This is a genomic window from Micromonospora globosa, from assembly GCF_000717585.1.
Classification (GTDB): domain Bacteria; phylum Actinomycetota; class Actinomycetes; order Mycobacteriales; family Micromonosporaceae; genus Micromonospora; species Micromonospora aurantiaca.
Map to the genome: position 1 here is coordinate 38179 of NZ_JNZR01000003.1, position 13739 is coordinate 51917.

The following is a 13739-nucleotide window of genomic DNA, read 5'->3' on the forward strand; positions in this document are numbered from 1 at the left end:
GACGTATGTCGCAAGGACACCACCTCCCCAGCGGGTGGGTGACCTTCGTGTTCACCGACATCGAGGGCTCGACGCGGCTGGCCCGGATGCTCGGCCCGGTCTACCGCCCGGTCCTGCACGAGCACCGGCGGCTGCTGCGCGACACCCTGGCCGGCACCGACGGCGCGGAGCTGCTGACCGAGGGGGACTCGTTCTTCCTCGCGTTCCCCGACGCCGCCGCCGCGGTCCGCGCCTGCCTGACCGCGCAGCGCGCGCTCGCCGGCCACGAGTGGCCCAACCCGGACGCCACCCCCCGGGTACGGATGGGACTGCACACCGGGTACGCCGAGCCCCGCGACGGCGAGTACGCCAGCCCCGAGGTGCACCGGGCCGCCCGGGTGGCCGCCGCCGCGCACGGCGGGCAGGTGCTCTGCTCCGCCGCCACCGCCCGGCACGCCGACCCGCTGCCGGACGGGGTGTCCCTGCTGGACCTCGGACTGCACCGGCTGCGCGGCTTCGACGACCGGGAGCGGCTGTTCCAGCTCGTCGCGCCCGGGTTGGAGCGGCGGTTCCCGCGTCCGCGTACCGCCGACGCGACAGCACACAACCTGCCCACCCAGGTCACCTCGTTCGTCGGCCGGCAGGCCGAGCGCGCCGAGCTGGGGCGGCTGGTCGAGGCGTACCGCCTGGTGACGGTGCTCGGCGCGGGCGGCGCCGGCAAGACCCGGCTGGCGGTGGAGCTGGCCTCCGGGATCGTCGAGGACTACCCCGACGGCGTCTGGTTCGTCGACATCGCCGCGGTGACCGACCCGGGGCTGGTGGCGTTCGAGATCGCCGCCGTGCTCGGCCTGCGCCCGGAGCCCGGCCGGCCGATGGTCGACACCCTCGTGGAGTACGCGGCGCCGCGCCGGATGCTCGTGCTGCTGGACACCTGCGACGCCCAGACCGCGGCGTCGGCCGAGGTGATCGGCCGGTTGCTCGCCGGTGGCCGGGGTGTGCGGGTGCTGGCGACCAGCCGGGAGTCGTTCGGCGTACCCGGCGAGGTGGTGTGGCGGATCCCGCCGCTGTCGGTGGACGAGGGGCCCGACGGCGGGGGAAGCGACGCGGTGGCGCTGCTGCTGGACCGTACCGCCGTGGCCCGCGGCGGCCGGGCGCCGGAGCCGGCCGAGCAGGCCGACCTGCACCGGGTGGTACGCCGCCTGGACGGGTTACCGCTGGCCATCGAGCTTGCCGCGGCCCGGCTGCGGGTGCTCTCGGCCGGGCAACTGGCCGAGCGGCTGGACGACATGCTGGGCACGCTCGACGCCGGGCGGGAGACGGCGGAGCCGCCGCCGGTGGAGGCCGGCTGGAGCGGCAACCAGCAGGACACGGTGGACCTGGTGGCCGCCGCGACCGGCGCCGCACCGCCCACCCCGGCGACCCGGGCGGTGCAGCGGTCGGCGAGCGAGCGGCACCTGACCATCCAGGCCACAGTGACGTGGTCGTACCGGACGCTCGGCGCGCGCTCGGCCCGGCTGCTGCGCTGGATGGCGGTGTTCGCCGGCCCGGTGGACCTGCCCACCGTGCAGTGGCTGCTCGACGAGGACCCGCTCGACCCGCTCTCGGTGCTGGTGGACAAGTCGATGGTGCTGGCCGAGCCGCACGCCTCCGGCAGCACCTACCGGATGCTCGACCCGATCCGGGCGTACGCGGCCCGGCGGCTGGTCGAGGCGGGCGAGGAGCAGAGCGCCCGGGACCGGCACGTCGCCTGGTGCCGGCACGCGCTGGACCGGGCGCACCTGGGGCCGGACGGCCGCCCGGTGACGCTCTCCCTGTACGCGCTCGACCCGCTGGCGAACGAGTTGCGGGCCGCGTTGCGCTGGTGCGCCACAGGTGGCAGCGCCCGGTCGGGACTGTCGCTGGCGGGTGACCTGGATCAGTGGTGGCGGGAGCGCGGGCTGGCCCGGGAGGGGCGGCTCTGGCTGTTCCGGCTCTACGGCCGGCTCGCCGAGACCGGCGAGGTGATGCCGGACGCCGAGCTGGCCGCCGCGTACCACATGCACTCGCTGCACGCGGGCGCGGACGGCGAGTTCGGCGAGGAGCTGCGGTACTCGCAGCGGGCCGAGGCGGCCGCCCGGCAGTCCGGTGACCGAGGGCTGCTGGCCCGGGTGCTGGCCGGTCGCGCGGCGCCGCTGGTCGACATGGGGCAGTTCGCCGAGGCGGAGCGGGTCTGCCGTGAGGTGATCGACTGGGCGTACGCGCAGGACGTGGTGGGCGACGCGCTCCTGGCCGTCTACAACCTCGCCGAGCTGCTCTGGCGCCGGGGCGCGCTGGACGAGGCGGCCGACCTGCTCGCCGCAGCCCGTCCGGTCGAGGCGGCCCGGCCCGCCGAGCGGGGCGGCCGGTCGGTGGACATGCTGCTCGGCATGGTGGCCCTGGCTCGGGGCGACCTGGTCGCCGCGCACGAGCACCTGCTGGTGGCGTTGCGGTCCCGGATGAGTCACGGCTACCTGGGCCGGGCCTGCGACACGATCAACGCGATAGCGGTTCGCTGCGCGCTCGCCGGGGACGCGCTGGCGGCGGCCCGGCTGTTCGGGGCGGCGCAGGCCACCCGGGCGAACCTGCGGGCCACACCGGGGATATACGGCCCGTACTGGTCGGCACGGCAGACGGAGCTGCGGCGGGTGCTGGGCGACGAGGCGTTCGACGCCGCCTACGGCGCCGGGACGGGGCTGCGGCTGGACGAGGTGGCGGCGCTGGCGCTGCACGTCGAGCACCCGGACCTGGCCGCCGACTCGCCCCGGTTCGGCAAGCAGACGCCGGGTTCGTGGCCGGCGTTCGAGCCGCGCAGCACAACGGGCTGAGCCGGGCGGCCGACGAGGGCGGGGAGCCCGCCGGGTGGCGGACTCCCCGCGCGGTACGTCAGGCGGTCGCGGCGGCGCGACGCTGGGCGTCGGCCTTCATCCGGGCGGCGCGGTCGAGGTCGGCCTGCGACACGGCGGCGACCGAGCCGAAGACGCTCACCGCCTGGTAGTACGTCCAGGCGAGGCTGTAGCAGGCGGGCCGGACCACCGCGTTGTACGTGGCGCAGACCCGCTTCAGGTCGGCGTAGAAGGCGCTGTCCAGGCGGGACTTGCTGGACGAGAAGACGCCCATCGCCTTGTGGTTGCGGTAGCCGAAGTCGTGCCGGTAGCAGGAGAGCTTGAAGTTGAACCCGATCGGGTTGTCCGGGCTGGACGAGCAGTAGTCGGTGGACCAGTCGAAGCCGTACTCCGTCCAGGGTGCCCGGTTCTGCCGGGCGCTGTTCCAGGCGTTGTAGCTGGACGCGCTGGTCTGCGTCCAGCTGGTCAGGACGGACAGTTTCTGCTGGGTGCTCACCGCGGCGGCGGCCGGTGTGGCCAGGCCGAGCATGGTGAGCAGGGCGAGTGTTCCGGCGGCGAGGATGGTGGCGAGGCGACGGGACACGGGAACCTCCGCGGGTGGTGGCCGGGATCTCCGGATGTCGACAAGTGTCGATCAAGTGGGTGACCTGGGGCGATGCTCCGGGGAACGGCTCGCTGACATCCGCCCAAACAGACGAATGCCCCCGGGCCGGCGAGGCGGCCCGGGGGCATTCGACGGGGGTCAGCGCACGAAGCGCGGCGGGCTCGCCGGGCTCTCGTTCGCCAGCCGGTCCAGCGCGGTCACGTAGTACGTGTACCGGGCGCCGTCGGCCGCCGTCGTGTCCACCCAGGACTGCACCGCGCCGTCCGTGGCCCGGACGGTGCCGACCAGGTGGGAGGCGTCGGCGAAGTCGCAGCGCCCGGCCAGGCCGTGCCCGTCGAACCGGTAGATCGCGTACGACGCGGCGGTGCCGAGCGGGCCCATGCCGTCGGCCGGCTGACGCCAGCTCAGGCGTACCCCGTCCGCCTCCCGCTGGGCCTTGGTGACCACCGGGAACAGCAGCGGCTTGCGCGGCAGGTGCGTCATGGTGGGCACCAGCGCCGGGCGGGAGTAGTGCTCGGCGGCGTAGATGTCGGTGGCGCCGAGCCGGTTCGCCCGCACCTGCACCGCGGAGAAGTGCACGTTGCCGAGCACCTCCGGGTACGACCGGTTGAGCGTCAGGTGGTTCGACAGCTCCTGCGGGTTCATCCAGAACGACCCGTACGCCGGGTCACCGCTCTTGTAGTCGGCCTGGCCGATGTAGAGCTGCACCCGCGTGCCGCGCACCTGCTCGGCCCACCACGGCACCAGCCGGGCGTAGTCGGCGGCCGGGTACTGGCCGATGTACCAGTAGAGCTGCGGCACGATGTAGTCGATCCACTCCTCCTTGACCCACTTGCGGGAGTCGGCGGAGATGATGTCGTACGACTGCGAGCCGGTGGTGTCCGAGCCGTTCGGGTCGGCCGACGCGTTGCGCCAGATGCCGAACGGGCTGACGCCGAACTTCACATACGGCTTGACCGCCTTGATCTTGGCGTTCATCTCCTGGATCAGCAGGTTGATGTTGTCCCGCCGCCAGTCGGCCTTGTCGGTGAAGCCCCTGTTGTACGCCGCGAACGTGGCGTCGTCGGGCACCTGGTGGGTGCCGCTCGGGTACGGGTAGAAGTAGTCGTCGAAGTGCACGCCGTCGATGTCGTACCGCTTGACCGCGTCCATCATCGCAGTCTGGACGAACTCGCGGACCTCGGGGACGCCGGGGTTGTAGTAGAGCCGGCTGCCGGCGACGCCGGCCGGCGGGTAGGCGAAGACCCAGTCGGGGTGCTGGCGGGCCGGGCTGTCCGGGGCCAGTTGCGACAGGTCGGCGCCGGCGCCGCCGGGCGCGGGCATGGAGACGCGGTACGGGTTGAACCAGGCGTGGAACTCCAGGTTGCGCTTGTGCGACTCGGCGACCAGGAAGTCCAGCGGATCCCAGCCGGGGTTCTTGCCGCGTACGCCGGTCAGGTACTCCGACCATGGCTCGTACGGCGAGGGCCAGAACGCGTCCGCGGTCGGGCGGACCTGGACCACGACGGCGTTGTGGTTGAGCTTCTGGGCCAGGTCGAGCCAGGCCAGGTATTCGGCCTTCTGCTTGGCCACCTGGTCCGGCGCGGTCCAGGAACCCTTGCTGGGCCAGTCGATGTTCGTCACCGAGGCGATCCACATGGCCCGGAACTGGCGCTTGGGGGTGGCCGGGTCGGTGACGCAGTCGGTGGAGGGGGAAGTGGCGGTGCCTGTGTTGTCGCCGGGGGCGGCCTGCGCCGGTGTGCCGGCGACCAGCGTGCCGAGCAGCGCCGCGGCCAGCGCGGCGGCTCCGAGCCGAGTTGCCTTCATGCGGTGCGGTCCCTTCGTCGGGTCCGGGGGGACGGTCGGCGGCGGGGCGTCACGGCAAGATTCGCCGCGATACCCATACCTCCGGTAGAAAACTTTCATCTATCCGTGCCCGGCGCAAGACCCTGAGGGCCGATCGATGTCCGGCGTCGTCCGATCGGCCGGATCGTGACGATTCCGAGACACGCCGTGCGGGATTGGAGCGGAAAACGGCTGGGTAGCTTGCCCGGTCACGGACCGCCACCGTGGCGGCCGCACGGCGGGGGAGGTGATCAGATGTCGGTCCTGCGGACCAAGCCGATCGGCGACGTGCTCGCCCAGGGCGACGCCGACGGCGAGGACGGCAAACCGGGCCTGCGGCGCCGGCTCGGCGCGGTCGACCTGATGGGCTTCGGCATCGGCATCGTGATCGGCACCGGCATCTTCACGCTCACCGGTGTCGAGGCGCGCAACAGCGCCGGGCCGGGTGTGGTGATCTCGTTCGGCATCGCCGGCCTGGTCGCGCTGCTCGCCGCGCTCTGCTACGCCGAACTCGCCAGCAGCGTGCCGACCGCCGGCAGCGCCTACACCTACGCGTACGCGACGATGGGCGAGATCGTCGCCTGGATCATCGGCTGGGACCTGCTGCTGGAGTTCGCGCTCGGCGCGGCGGTGGTCGCCCGTGGCTGGTCCGGCTACCTCGCCGACCTGTTCGGCCTGCCCAGCGCCTGGTTCGCCGAGGAGGGCAGCGTCGTCAACCTCGGCGCGATCGGCATCGTGCTGGTGCTCGGTGTGGTCGCCGTCGTCGGCATCCGCGAGTCGGCCCGGGTCACCAACCTGCTCGTGCTGGTCAAGGTGGCGATCTGTGCCTTCGTCATCATCGCCGGGCTGTTCTTCGTCAAGGCGGCCAACCTCAGCCCGTTCATCCCGTCCGCCGAGCCGGCCGGGGCCGGGGACGACGGCGTCAAGCAGCCGGTCACCCAGGCGATCTTCGGGTTGGAGCCGTCCGTCTTCGGCTTCGCCGGGGTGCTCACCGCCGCCGCAGTGGTGTTCTTCGCGTACACCGGGTTCGAGGCCGTGGCGAACCTGGGTGAGGAGACCCGCAAGCCCAAGCGGGACCTGCCGCTGGGTCTGCTCGGCACGCTGCTCATCTCCACGGTGCTCTACATCGGTGTCTCGCTCGTCGTTGTCGGCATGGTCAAGTACACCGAGATCGACGAGGGCGCGCCCATCGCGTCCGCGTTCCGGGCGGTCGGCGCCGGCTGGGCCGCGGTGCTCGTCTCCATCGCCGCCGTCGCCGGGCTCACCAGCGTGATCCTGGTCGACCTGGTGGCGATGGGCCGGATCGGCTTCGCCATCGCCCGCGACGGGCTCATCCCACCCGCCATCGCCAAGGTGCACCCGCGCTGGGGCACCCCGTACCGGATCGCCGGGATCATGACCGTCGCGGTGGCGCTGCTCGCCGGTTTCCTGCCGCTGTCCGCGCTGGCCGACCTGGTCAGCATCGGCGCGCTCTGCGCGTTCACGCTGGTCGCGATCGCGGTGCCGATCCTGCGCAGGCGCCGCCCCGACCTGGAGCGGCCGTTCAAGGTGCCGTTCTCGCCGGTGCTGCCGATCGTCACCGCAGTGGCCTGCCTCTACCTGAGCCTGAACCTGTCGGTGGAGACCTGGCTGCGGTTCCTCGCCTGGATGCTGCTCGGCGCGGTCATCTACTTCGGGTACGGCCACCGCAAGAACCGGCTCGCCCGTCGCGAGCACTCGGACACCCCCGAGCCCGCCCCCACCCCCTGAGGCGGGCCCTTCCTTACCCGCTCACCCCTTCAGGCCGCTGCGGGAGACGCCCTGGATGACGTGCCGCTGGGCGAACACGAACAGGATCAGCACCGGTACGCTCGCCAGCACCGCGCCCGCCATGATGACCGGATAGTCGGTCACGTACGCGCCCTGGAGCAGGCCCAGGCCCGCCGGCAGCGTCAGCCGTTCCGGGCTGAACAGCACGTACACCGGCCAGAGGAAGTCGTTCCAGTTGGTCAGGAACGACAGCACCGCCAGCGTCGCCAGGGCCGGCTTCGACAGCGGCAGCAGCACCCGGCGGAAGACCTGCCAGTGGTTCGCGCCGTCCAGCACCGCCGCCTCCTCCAACTCGGCCGGGATGGACAGGAAGAACTGGCGCAGGAAGAACACCCCGAACGCGCTCGCCGCACCCGGCACGATCACCACTGTGAGCGTGTCGATCCAGTTCAGCCGCTCGGCGATGATGAAGTTCGGGATGATCAGCGAGGTGGGCGGCAGGAACAGCGTGCCCACGATCAGCGCGAACAGCACCTTGCGGCCGCGGAACCGCATCCGGGCCAGCGCGTACGCGGCCATCGACGCGGTCACCAGCACCAGCAGCGTGTGCAGGGTGGCCGCCAGCATGCTGTTGACGAACCAGCGCAGCACCGGGTTCGCCGCGTTGTCGACGATCTGCTGATAGCCGTAGGTGGAGAACGGGTTCGGCAGCCAGCCGGGCGGCACCCGCTGCGCGTCGTCGTACGTCTTCACCGACGTCAGCAGCATCCAGACCAGCGGGGTCACGAAGATCGCGGTGATCAGCAGCAGTACGCCGTACCGCGCCACCGCGCGCATGTTCCTCATGTCGTCCCCTCAGTCTTCCCGGTAGCGGAACAGCCGGAAGTTGACGACGCTCACCACTGCGAGCATCAGCGCGAAGAACACGCTCATCGCGGCGGCCCGCCCGGCGTCGTAGTCCCGCAGCCCTTCGTCGACGATCCGCCAGACCACCGTGCGGGTCTGTTCGCCGGGCGCGCCCTGGGTGATCAGGAACGCCTGCCCGAACACGTTCGCCGAGGCGAGGATCGTGGTGGTGAAGACGAACAGCATCACCGGCCGCAGGCCGGGGATCGTGACGTGGCGGAACCGGTCCCACGCGCCCGCGCCGTCCACCTTGGCCGCCTCGTACAGCTCGGCCGGGATGTCCTGGAGACCGGCCAGGTAGATCACTGCGTTGAAGCCGCACGTCCACCACACGGTCACGCCGACGAGTGACACCCAGGCCCACGGCACGTCGGTCACCCACGGCGTGTCCGAGGGGAGCCCGAGCACGCCGAGCAGCCGGTTGACCAGGCCCAGGTTGGCGTCGAGCAGGAACCGCCAGAGCAGGCCGATCACCGCCACGCCCAGCACGTACGGCGCGAAGAACGCGGCCCGGAAGAACGTCCGGCCGGGGAACGAGCGGTTGAGCAGCAGCGCCAGCCCGAGCGGTACGACCACCAGCAGCGGTACGGAGAACAGCGTGAAGATCCCGGTGGCCCGGACGCTCGACCACCAGTCCCCGTAGATCGCCGAGTCGCTGGAGAACAGGTCCCGGTAGTTGCCGAGCCCGACGAACGGCCGGTTGGGCAGTTGCAGATCCCACTGGTGCAGGCTGATCCAGACCCCGAACAGGATCGGCGCCAGGCCGAAGACGCCGAACAGGATCAGGTACGGCGCGAGGAAGAGGTACGGCGTCGTCCGGTTGCCGCGTTCCGTCGCGCCCCGGCGGCGGGTGCGTGCCGCCGGTGGCGGCGCGCCGTCACGCGCCGCCCCGACCTCGATCACGTCCGCCACGGCGGATCAGTTCCCGTACTTCTTGCGGTTGTCCTCCAGTTGCTTGTTCGCCTTGGCCACGCCGTCGTCGAGCGCCTGCTTCGGCGACTTCTTGCCCAGCGCCGCCTCGTTGAAGGCGCTGTAGAAGGTCAGGATGACCTCGCCCAGGCCGGGCGCGGCGGGCGGGAACGCGGCGTACTCCAGTTCCGGGGCGAGCGCGTTGACCTCGGTGAGCGCGGTGAACTCGCTGCTCTCGCGGACCGCCTTGCGGGCCGGCACCTGGCCGCCCTTGGCCCAGTCCAGCGAGTGCTGGCTCAGCCAGTTGATGAACACCTTCGCCCCGGCGGTCTTGTCGGCGTTCGCGGAGCGCTGCTTGACGATTGTGAAGTTGTGCGAGTTCGCCCAGGCGGCCTTCTGGCTGCCGATCTGCGGCAGCGGCGCGACGCCCCACTGCACGTTCGGACTCTTCTTCAGGTCGTTGATCTGCCAGATGCCGTTCCAGGTGAACGCGTTCTTGCCGCTCTTGAACGCCAGGTAGTCGGCGTCCTGGCCGACGTTCGCGGGGGAGTGGCCCTGCTTGATCAGGTCGACCAGCCAGGTGCACGCCTCGACAGCCGGGTCGGAGTTGAACGTCGCCTTCGCCACCTCGGCGTCGAAGACGGTGCCGCCCCACTGGTGCAGCAGGCTGTAGTACGTCATGCCGCCGGTGAACTGGAACGGGCTGACCCAGAAGCCCTGCACGCCGGACTTCTTCAGCTCGGTGAGCGCGGCTATGTACTCGTCCCTGGTGGCCGGCGGCTTCTCCGGGTCCAGGCCGGCCTTCTGCATGACCGCCTTGTTGTAGTAGAAGCCCAGCGGGTGCATGTCGAGCGGGATGCCGTACCGCTTGTCGTTGTAGAGGCCGCCCTTCCACACAGTCGGGGCGAAGTCGCCCTCGCTCAGCTCCAGCGCCTTCGCCACGTCGTCCAGTTCGGTGATCACGCCGCGGGCGGCGAACGTGGCGAGCTGGTCCATGTGCATGACCGCGATGTCCGGTCCGTTGCCGCTGGAGACCGCGCCGGGGAGCTTGCTGTAGTAGTCCTCCCACTGGTACGTGATCACGCTGACCGCGATGTTCTTGTGCTCGCTGTTGAACTGCTGGACGAGCGTCTTGAAGATGTCGCCGTCGCCGCCGGTGAAGCCGTTCCACAGCTTCAGGTCGACTTTCGGGCCGGTGTAGTCCTTGCCGCCGTTGCCGGAGGCGCCGGAGCTGTCGGAGCTGCTGCCGCCGCCGCAGCCGCTGAGTGTCAGCGTGGCCGCCGCGCCGAGCCCGACGCCGAGCCCGAGCAGGCGCCGCCGGCTCATCTCGTTCTGGATCATGGGTACTCCTTGGGGGACGGGATGGAGTATTTGCTGGTCACAGCGCCGGCACGAAGCGCAGCAGGTTCCAGGAGGTGGCCGGCAGCAGCACGGAGGCCCGGCCGCCGTCGACAGTGGGTGTGGTGAGGTCCCGGGGCGTGACCCGCTCCGGGTCCGCTTCGGTGTTCGTGGCGTTCGGGTCGGTTCCGGCCGCCACCGTGGTGTGCGCCTCGGCCCGCAGGCCGGGCAGGCCGCGCAGGTCCAGGTCGAGCGGGAGGTCCTGCGAGCTGCGGTTGACCGCGAAGACGGCCAGCTCGCCGCTCTCCTCGTCGTGCACGGCGACGGTGTCCAGCGCGGGCACGTCGCCGTACCGCGGGGTCTCGTAGGTCGGGCCGGTGGGCTCGGTCCGCAGCACGGTGCCGCGGGCGTACCGGGCGGTCAGCGCGAACGGGTGGAAGATGCTCTGCCGCCAGGCCGGGCCGCCGTTGCGGGTACGGATCGGGGCGATCACGTTCGCGAGCTGCGCCTGGCAGGCCACGCCGATGCGGTCGGCGTGCCGGAGCAGGGTGATCAGCAGGTCGCCCACCACCACCGCGTCGACGGCTGTGTAGTCGTCCTCGATCAGCGCGGGCGCCTCGACCCAGCCGCGCCGGTCCAGGTCGGACTGGAGGCGGGACTGGTACCAGACGTTCCACTCGTCGAACGAGATCTTCAGCTTGCGCTTCTGCCGCAGCTTGGCGCCGACGTGGTCGGCGGTGGCGACGACCTCGGTGATGAAGGCGTCCATGTCGACGGCGGAGGCGAGCAGGCTGGCCCGGTCGCCGTCGGACGGGTCGTAGTAGGTGTGGGCGGAGATGTAGTCGACGTGCTCGTAGGTGTGCTCCAGCACCGTCGCCTCCCACGAGGCGAACGTGGGCATGCCCCGGTTGGAGCTTCCGCAGGCGACCAGGCTGATCGAGGGGTCGATCATCTTCATCGCGCGGGCGGTCTCGGCGGCGAGGCGGCCGTACTCGTCGGCGGTCTTGTGCCCGACCTGCCACGGCCCGTCCATCTCGTTGCCGAGGCACCACAGCCGCACCCCGTACGGCTTCTCGGCGCCGTGCTTGCGGCGCAGGTCGGACAGCTGGCTGCCGCCCGGGTGGTTGGTGTACTCCAGCAGTTCGAGCGCCTCGGTGACGCCGCGGGTGCCGAGGTTGACAGCCATCATCGGCTCGACCCCGGCCTCCGCCGCCCAGGTCATGAACTCGTCCAGCCCGAACTCGTTGGTCTCGATGGTCTTCCAGGCCAGGTCGAGCCGGCGCGGGCGGTCACCGACCGGGCCGATGCCGTCCTCCCAGCGGTAGCTGGAGACGAAGTTGCCGCCCGGGTAGCGGACCACCGAGACGCCCAGCTCACGGGTCAGGTCCAGCACGTCGCGCCGCAGCCCTCGCCGATCGGCTGTGGGGTGGCCCGGTTCGTACACCCCGCCGTAGACGCAGCGCCCCATGTGCTCGACGAAGGAACCGAAGATCCGGCGGTCCGCCGGCGCGACCCGGAACGCCGGATCGATCGTGAGCTGCGCGTTCGGCACGATGCCAACCTCTCCCTCGCTGCTGGTGCGGGTGACCGCGGTCACTCCGCTGTCAGTGGTTTCTACAACGTTGTAAGCGCTCGTGTAAAGAGGCAGTCGCGTCGTCGTGGCGCGGTACAGTGCGGCCAGCGTTCACCGGAAGGAAGTGCAGTGCGGCACAGGCTCAAGGACGTCGCGGAGCGCGCCGGAGTGTCGGTGAAGACCGTCTCCAACGTCGTCAACGGCTACCAGCACGTGCGCGCCGACACCCGGGCCCGCGTCGAGGAGGCCATCGCCGCGCTCAACTACCGGCCCAACCTGTCGGCCCGCAACCTGCGTAAGGGGCGCACCGGGGTGATCGCGCTGGCCGTACCCGAACTGGACATCCCCTACTTCGCCGAGCTGGCCCGGCACGTCGTCACCGCCGCCGCCGACCACGGCTGGACGGTGCTGATCGACCAGACCGGCGGCCGCTCCGAGCAGGAGCGCAAGGCCGCCAGCGGGATCGGCGACCACATGATCGACGGACTGATCCTGAGCCCGCTCGCGCTCACCGCCGACGACCTCGCCGCGCTGGCCGGCCTGCCCATGGTGCTGCTCGGCGAACGCGTCGACCACGGCCCCGCCGACCACGTGATGATCGACAACGTGGCCGCCGCCCGCGAGATCACCGCCCACCTGATCGGGCTCGGCCGCCGCCGGATCGCCGCCATCGGCTCGCAGCGCACCCCCGAGGGCGCCAGCGCCCGGCTCCGCCTGGCCGGCTACACCGCCGCGCTGACCGAGGCCGGCATCGCCTACGACGACCGCCTGGTGGCGCCCGCGCCGGCCTGGCACCGCGCGGACGGCGCCGCCGCCATGCGGCACCTGCTCACCACGGGGGTACGCCCCGACGCCGTCTTCTGCTTCAACGACACCCTTGCGCTCGGCGCGCTGCGTGCCCTGCACGAGATGGGCCTGCGCGTGCCCGAGGACGTCGCGGTGGCCGGCTTCGACGACATCGAGGACGGTCGCTTCTCGATTCCGACGCTGACCACGGTCGTCCCCGACAAGGAGCGCATCGCCCGCCTCGCGGTCGAGCTGCTGGCGGGCCGCCTGGGCCCCGATCGCGAGTCCCCACCCCGCGAGCTGGTGGCCCCCCACCACCTGGCCCTGCGCGAATCCGCCTAGCCCTGTTTTGCCGTCGATCATGAAGTTGACGGCGAAGTCGATCTCCTTGAGTGCCGTCAACCTCATGATCGACGGGGCGGTCCCTCGGGTCGGCCGGCGCGGCTTCAGTCGAAGAAGCGGGCAAGGTGGGAGGAGGGCGGGGCAGGGGCGTCCGGTGGCAGCGGGGTGAGGTCGGCGAAGATCGAGGCGCCGTCGCAGCCGACGTGCAGCGGGTACCAGCGTGGCGTGCCCGGCGGGCGCTGGCCGCAGATGCCCTTGAACGTCTGCACGTCGAGCAGGCGTACGTGCGTCGGGTCGGCCACCGCGTTGACGTGCCGCCACCAGGGACTCATCACGTGCAGCACCCCGCCCGGCCGCAGCGCCCGGTGGCACTCGTCGAACAGCGGCAGGAAGTCGATCAGATGCTCGACGATGTGCACCGCGAAGAACACGTCCACCGAGTCGTCGCGCAGCGGCAGTGAGCCGGCCAGGTTGGCGACCGCGTTCACCCCCGGCGCCGGATAGATGTCCAGTCCCAGGTTGCCCGGCCACTGCTTGGTCGCACCGCAGCCCAGGTCGACCACCACCGGCGCCCGCCCGGCCACGCTGACCCGGCACCAGACGCCGAGTACGCCGGACAGCCGGCCGATCAGCTCCCGTACCCGCCGTAGCTGTTCCGGGTCGGCGACCTCGCCGGTCAGGTGCGCCACCCCACGGTCGAAGCGCACCTCGACCGCCGTTCCGCGCAGCCGCTCGTCGTGCCGGACCATGTCGGCCCACGCCTCGGCGAGGAAGCCGTCGGTCTGCCGGAGTCGCTCACCCGAGAGCGCGGTCTGCCCCATCGCCACCATGCGCCACCTCCGGCGGCCCGTTACCCCCGATTCACCCC

Annotated in this window: 10 protein-coding genes; 3 read left to right on the forward strand and 7 right to left on the reverse strand. The window is 71.5% G+C overall.

Features of this window, described 5'->3' with window-relative positions:
• The first annotated feature begins 5 nt into the window (after positions 1-5).
• A complete protein-coding gene (locus tag IF06_RS0104565) occupies positions 6-2822 on the forward strand; it encodes an ATP-binding protein (protein ID WP_013475161.1) in 2817 nt (938 codons plus the stop codon).
• A gap of 58 nt (positions 2823-2880) precedes the next feature.
• Here IF06_RS0104565 and IF06_RS0104570 read toward each other — a convergent pair whose 3' ends face one another.
• Entirely contained in the window at positions 2881-3423 is a 543-nt protein-coding gene (locus tag IF06_RS0104570) for a phospholipase (RefSeq protein WP_013475162.1), read from the reverse strand.
• Between the two features lie 159 nt (positions 3424-3582).
• Positions 3583-5250 (reverse strand): glycoside hydrolase family 10 protein, encoded by a 1668-nt coding sequence (locus tag IF06_RS0104575; protein WP_013288736.1) that lies wholly within the window; start codon positions 5248-5250, stop codon positions 3583-3585.
• 273 nt (positions 5251-5523) lie between these two features.
• On the opposite strand from IF06_RS0104575, the gene IF06_RS0104580 reads away from it, so the two are divergent.
• Positions 5524-7017: an amino acid permease gene (locus IF06_RS0104580; protein WP_013288735.1), complete on the forward strand. Its 1494-nt coding sequence runs from the start codon at positions 5524-5526 to the stop codon at positions 7015-7017.
• Positions 7018-7038: 21 nt separating this feature from the next.
• Here IF06_RS0104580 and IF06_RS0104585 read toward each other — a convergent pair whose 3' ends face one another.
• From IF06_RS0104585 to IF06_RS0104600, 4 genes are read right to left on the reverse strand one after another with little or no spacing between them, the layout of a single operon-like run.
• The gene (locus IF06_RS0104585; RefSeq protein WP_030269210.1) at positions 7039-7863 is read right to left on the reverse strand and encodes a carbohydrate ABC transporter permease; all 825 of its coding nucleotides are present in this window, start codon (positions 7861-7863) and stop codon (positions 7039-7041) included.
• A gap of 9 nt (positions 7864-7872) precedes the next feature.
• Complete coding sequence (locus IF06_RS0104590) at positions 7873-8835, reverse strand: carbohydrate ABC transporter permease (protein ID WP_013288733.1); 963 nt, start codon at positions 8833-8835, stop codon at positions 7873-7875.
• Positions 8836-8841: 6 nt separating this feature from the next.
• Positions 8842-10173 (reverse strand): ABC transporter substrate-binding protein, encoded by a 1332-nt coding sequence (locus IF06_RS0104595; RefSeq protein WP_030269212.1) that lies wholly within the window; start codon positions 10171-10173, stop codon positions 8842-8844.
• Positions 10174-10210: 37 nt separating this feature from the next.
• Positions 10211-11722, reverse strand: coding sequence for an alpha-N-arabinofuranosidase (locus IF06_RS0104600; protein ID WP_030269214.1), 1512 nt, complete (start codon positions 11720-11722; stop codon positions 10211-10213).
• 150 nt (positions 11723-11872) lie between these two features.
• Here IF06_RS0104600 and IF06_RS0104605 point away from each other — a divergent pair, with 150 nt between their 5' ends.
• Positions 11873-12871 carry a LacI family DNA-binding transcriptional regulator gene (locus tag IF06_RS0104605; protein ID WP_013288730.1) on the forward strand — a complete coding sequence of 333 codons (999 nt, stop codon included), beginning with the start codon at positions 11873-11875 and terminating at the stop codon, positions 12869-12871.
• Positions 12872-12975: 104 nt separating this feature from the next.
• Here the strand turns inward: IF06_RS0104605 and IF06_RS0104610 are convergent, their stop codons facing one another.
• Positions 12976-13701 (reverse strand): BON domain-containing class I SAM-dependent methyltransferase, encoded by a 726-nt coding sequence (locus IF06_RS0104610; RefSeq protein WP_013288729.1) that lies wholly within the window; start codon positions 13699-13701, stop codon positions 12976-12978.
• Positions 13702-13739 lie beyond the last annotated feature (38 nt).

Excerpts from the sequence above, each read along its gene's own strand:
- IF06_RS0104565 (WP_013475161.1), top strand. The coding sequence starts at position 6 with ATGTCGCAAGGACACCACCTCCCCAGCGGGTGGGTGACCTTCGTGTTC.
- IF06_RS0104575 (WP_013288736.1), bottom strand. The coding sequence starts at position 5,250 with ATGAAGGCAACTCGGCTCGGAGCCGCCGCGCTGGCCGCGGCGCTGCTC.
- IF06_RS0104580 (WP_013288735.1), top strand. The coding sequence starts at position 5,524 with ATGTCGGTCCTGCGGACCAAGCCGATCGGCGACGTGCTCGCCCAGGGC.
- IF06_RS0104585 (WP_030269210.1), bottom strand. The coding sequence starts at position 7,863 with ATGAGGAACATGCGCGCGGTGGCGCGGTACGGCGTACTGCTGCTGATC.
- IF06_RS0104595 (WP_030269212.1), bottom strand. The coding sequence starts at position 10,173 with ATGATCCAGAACGAGATGAGCCGGCGGCGCCTGCTCGGGCTCGGCGTC.
- IF06_RS0104610 (WP_013288729.1), bottom strand. The coding sequence starts at position 13,701 with ATGGTGGCGATGGGGCAGACCGCGCTCTCGGGTGAGCGACTCCGGCAG.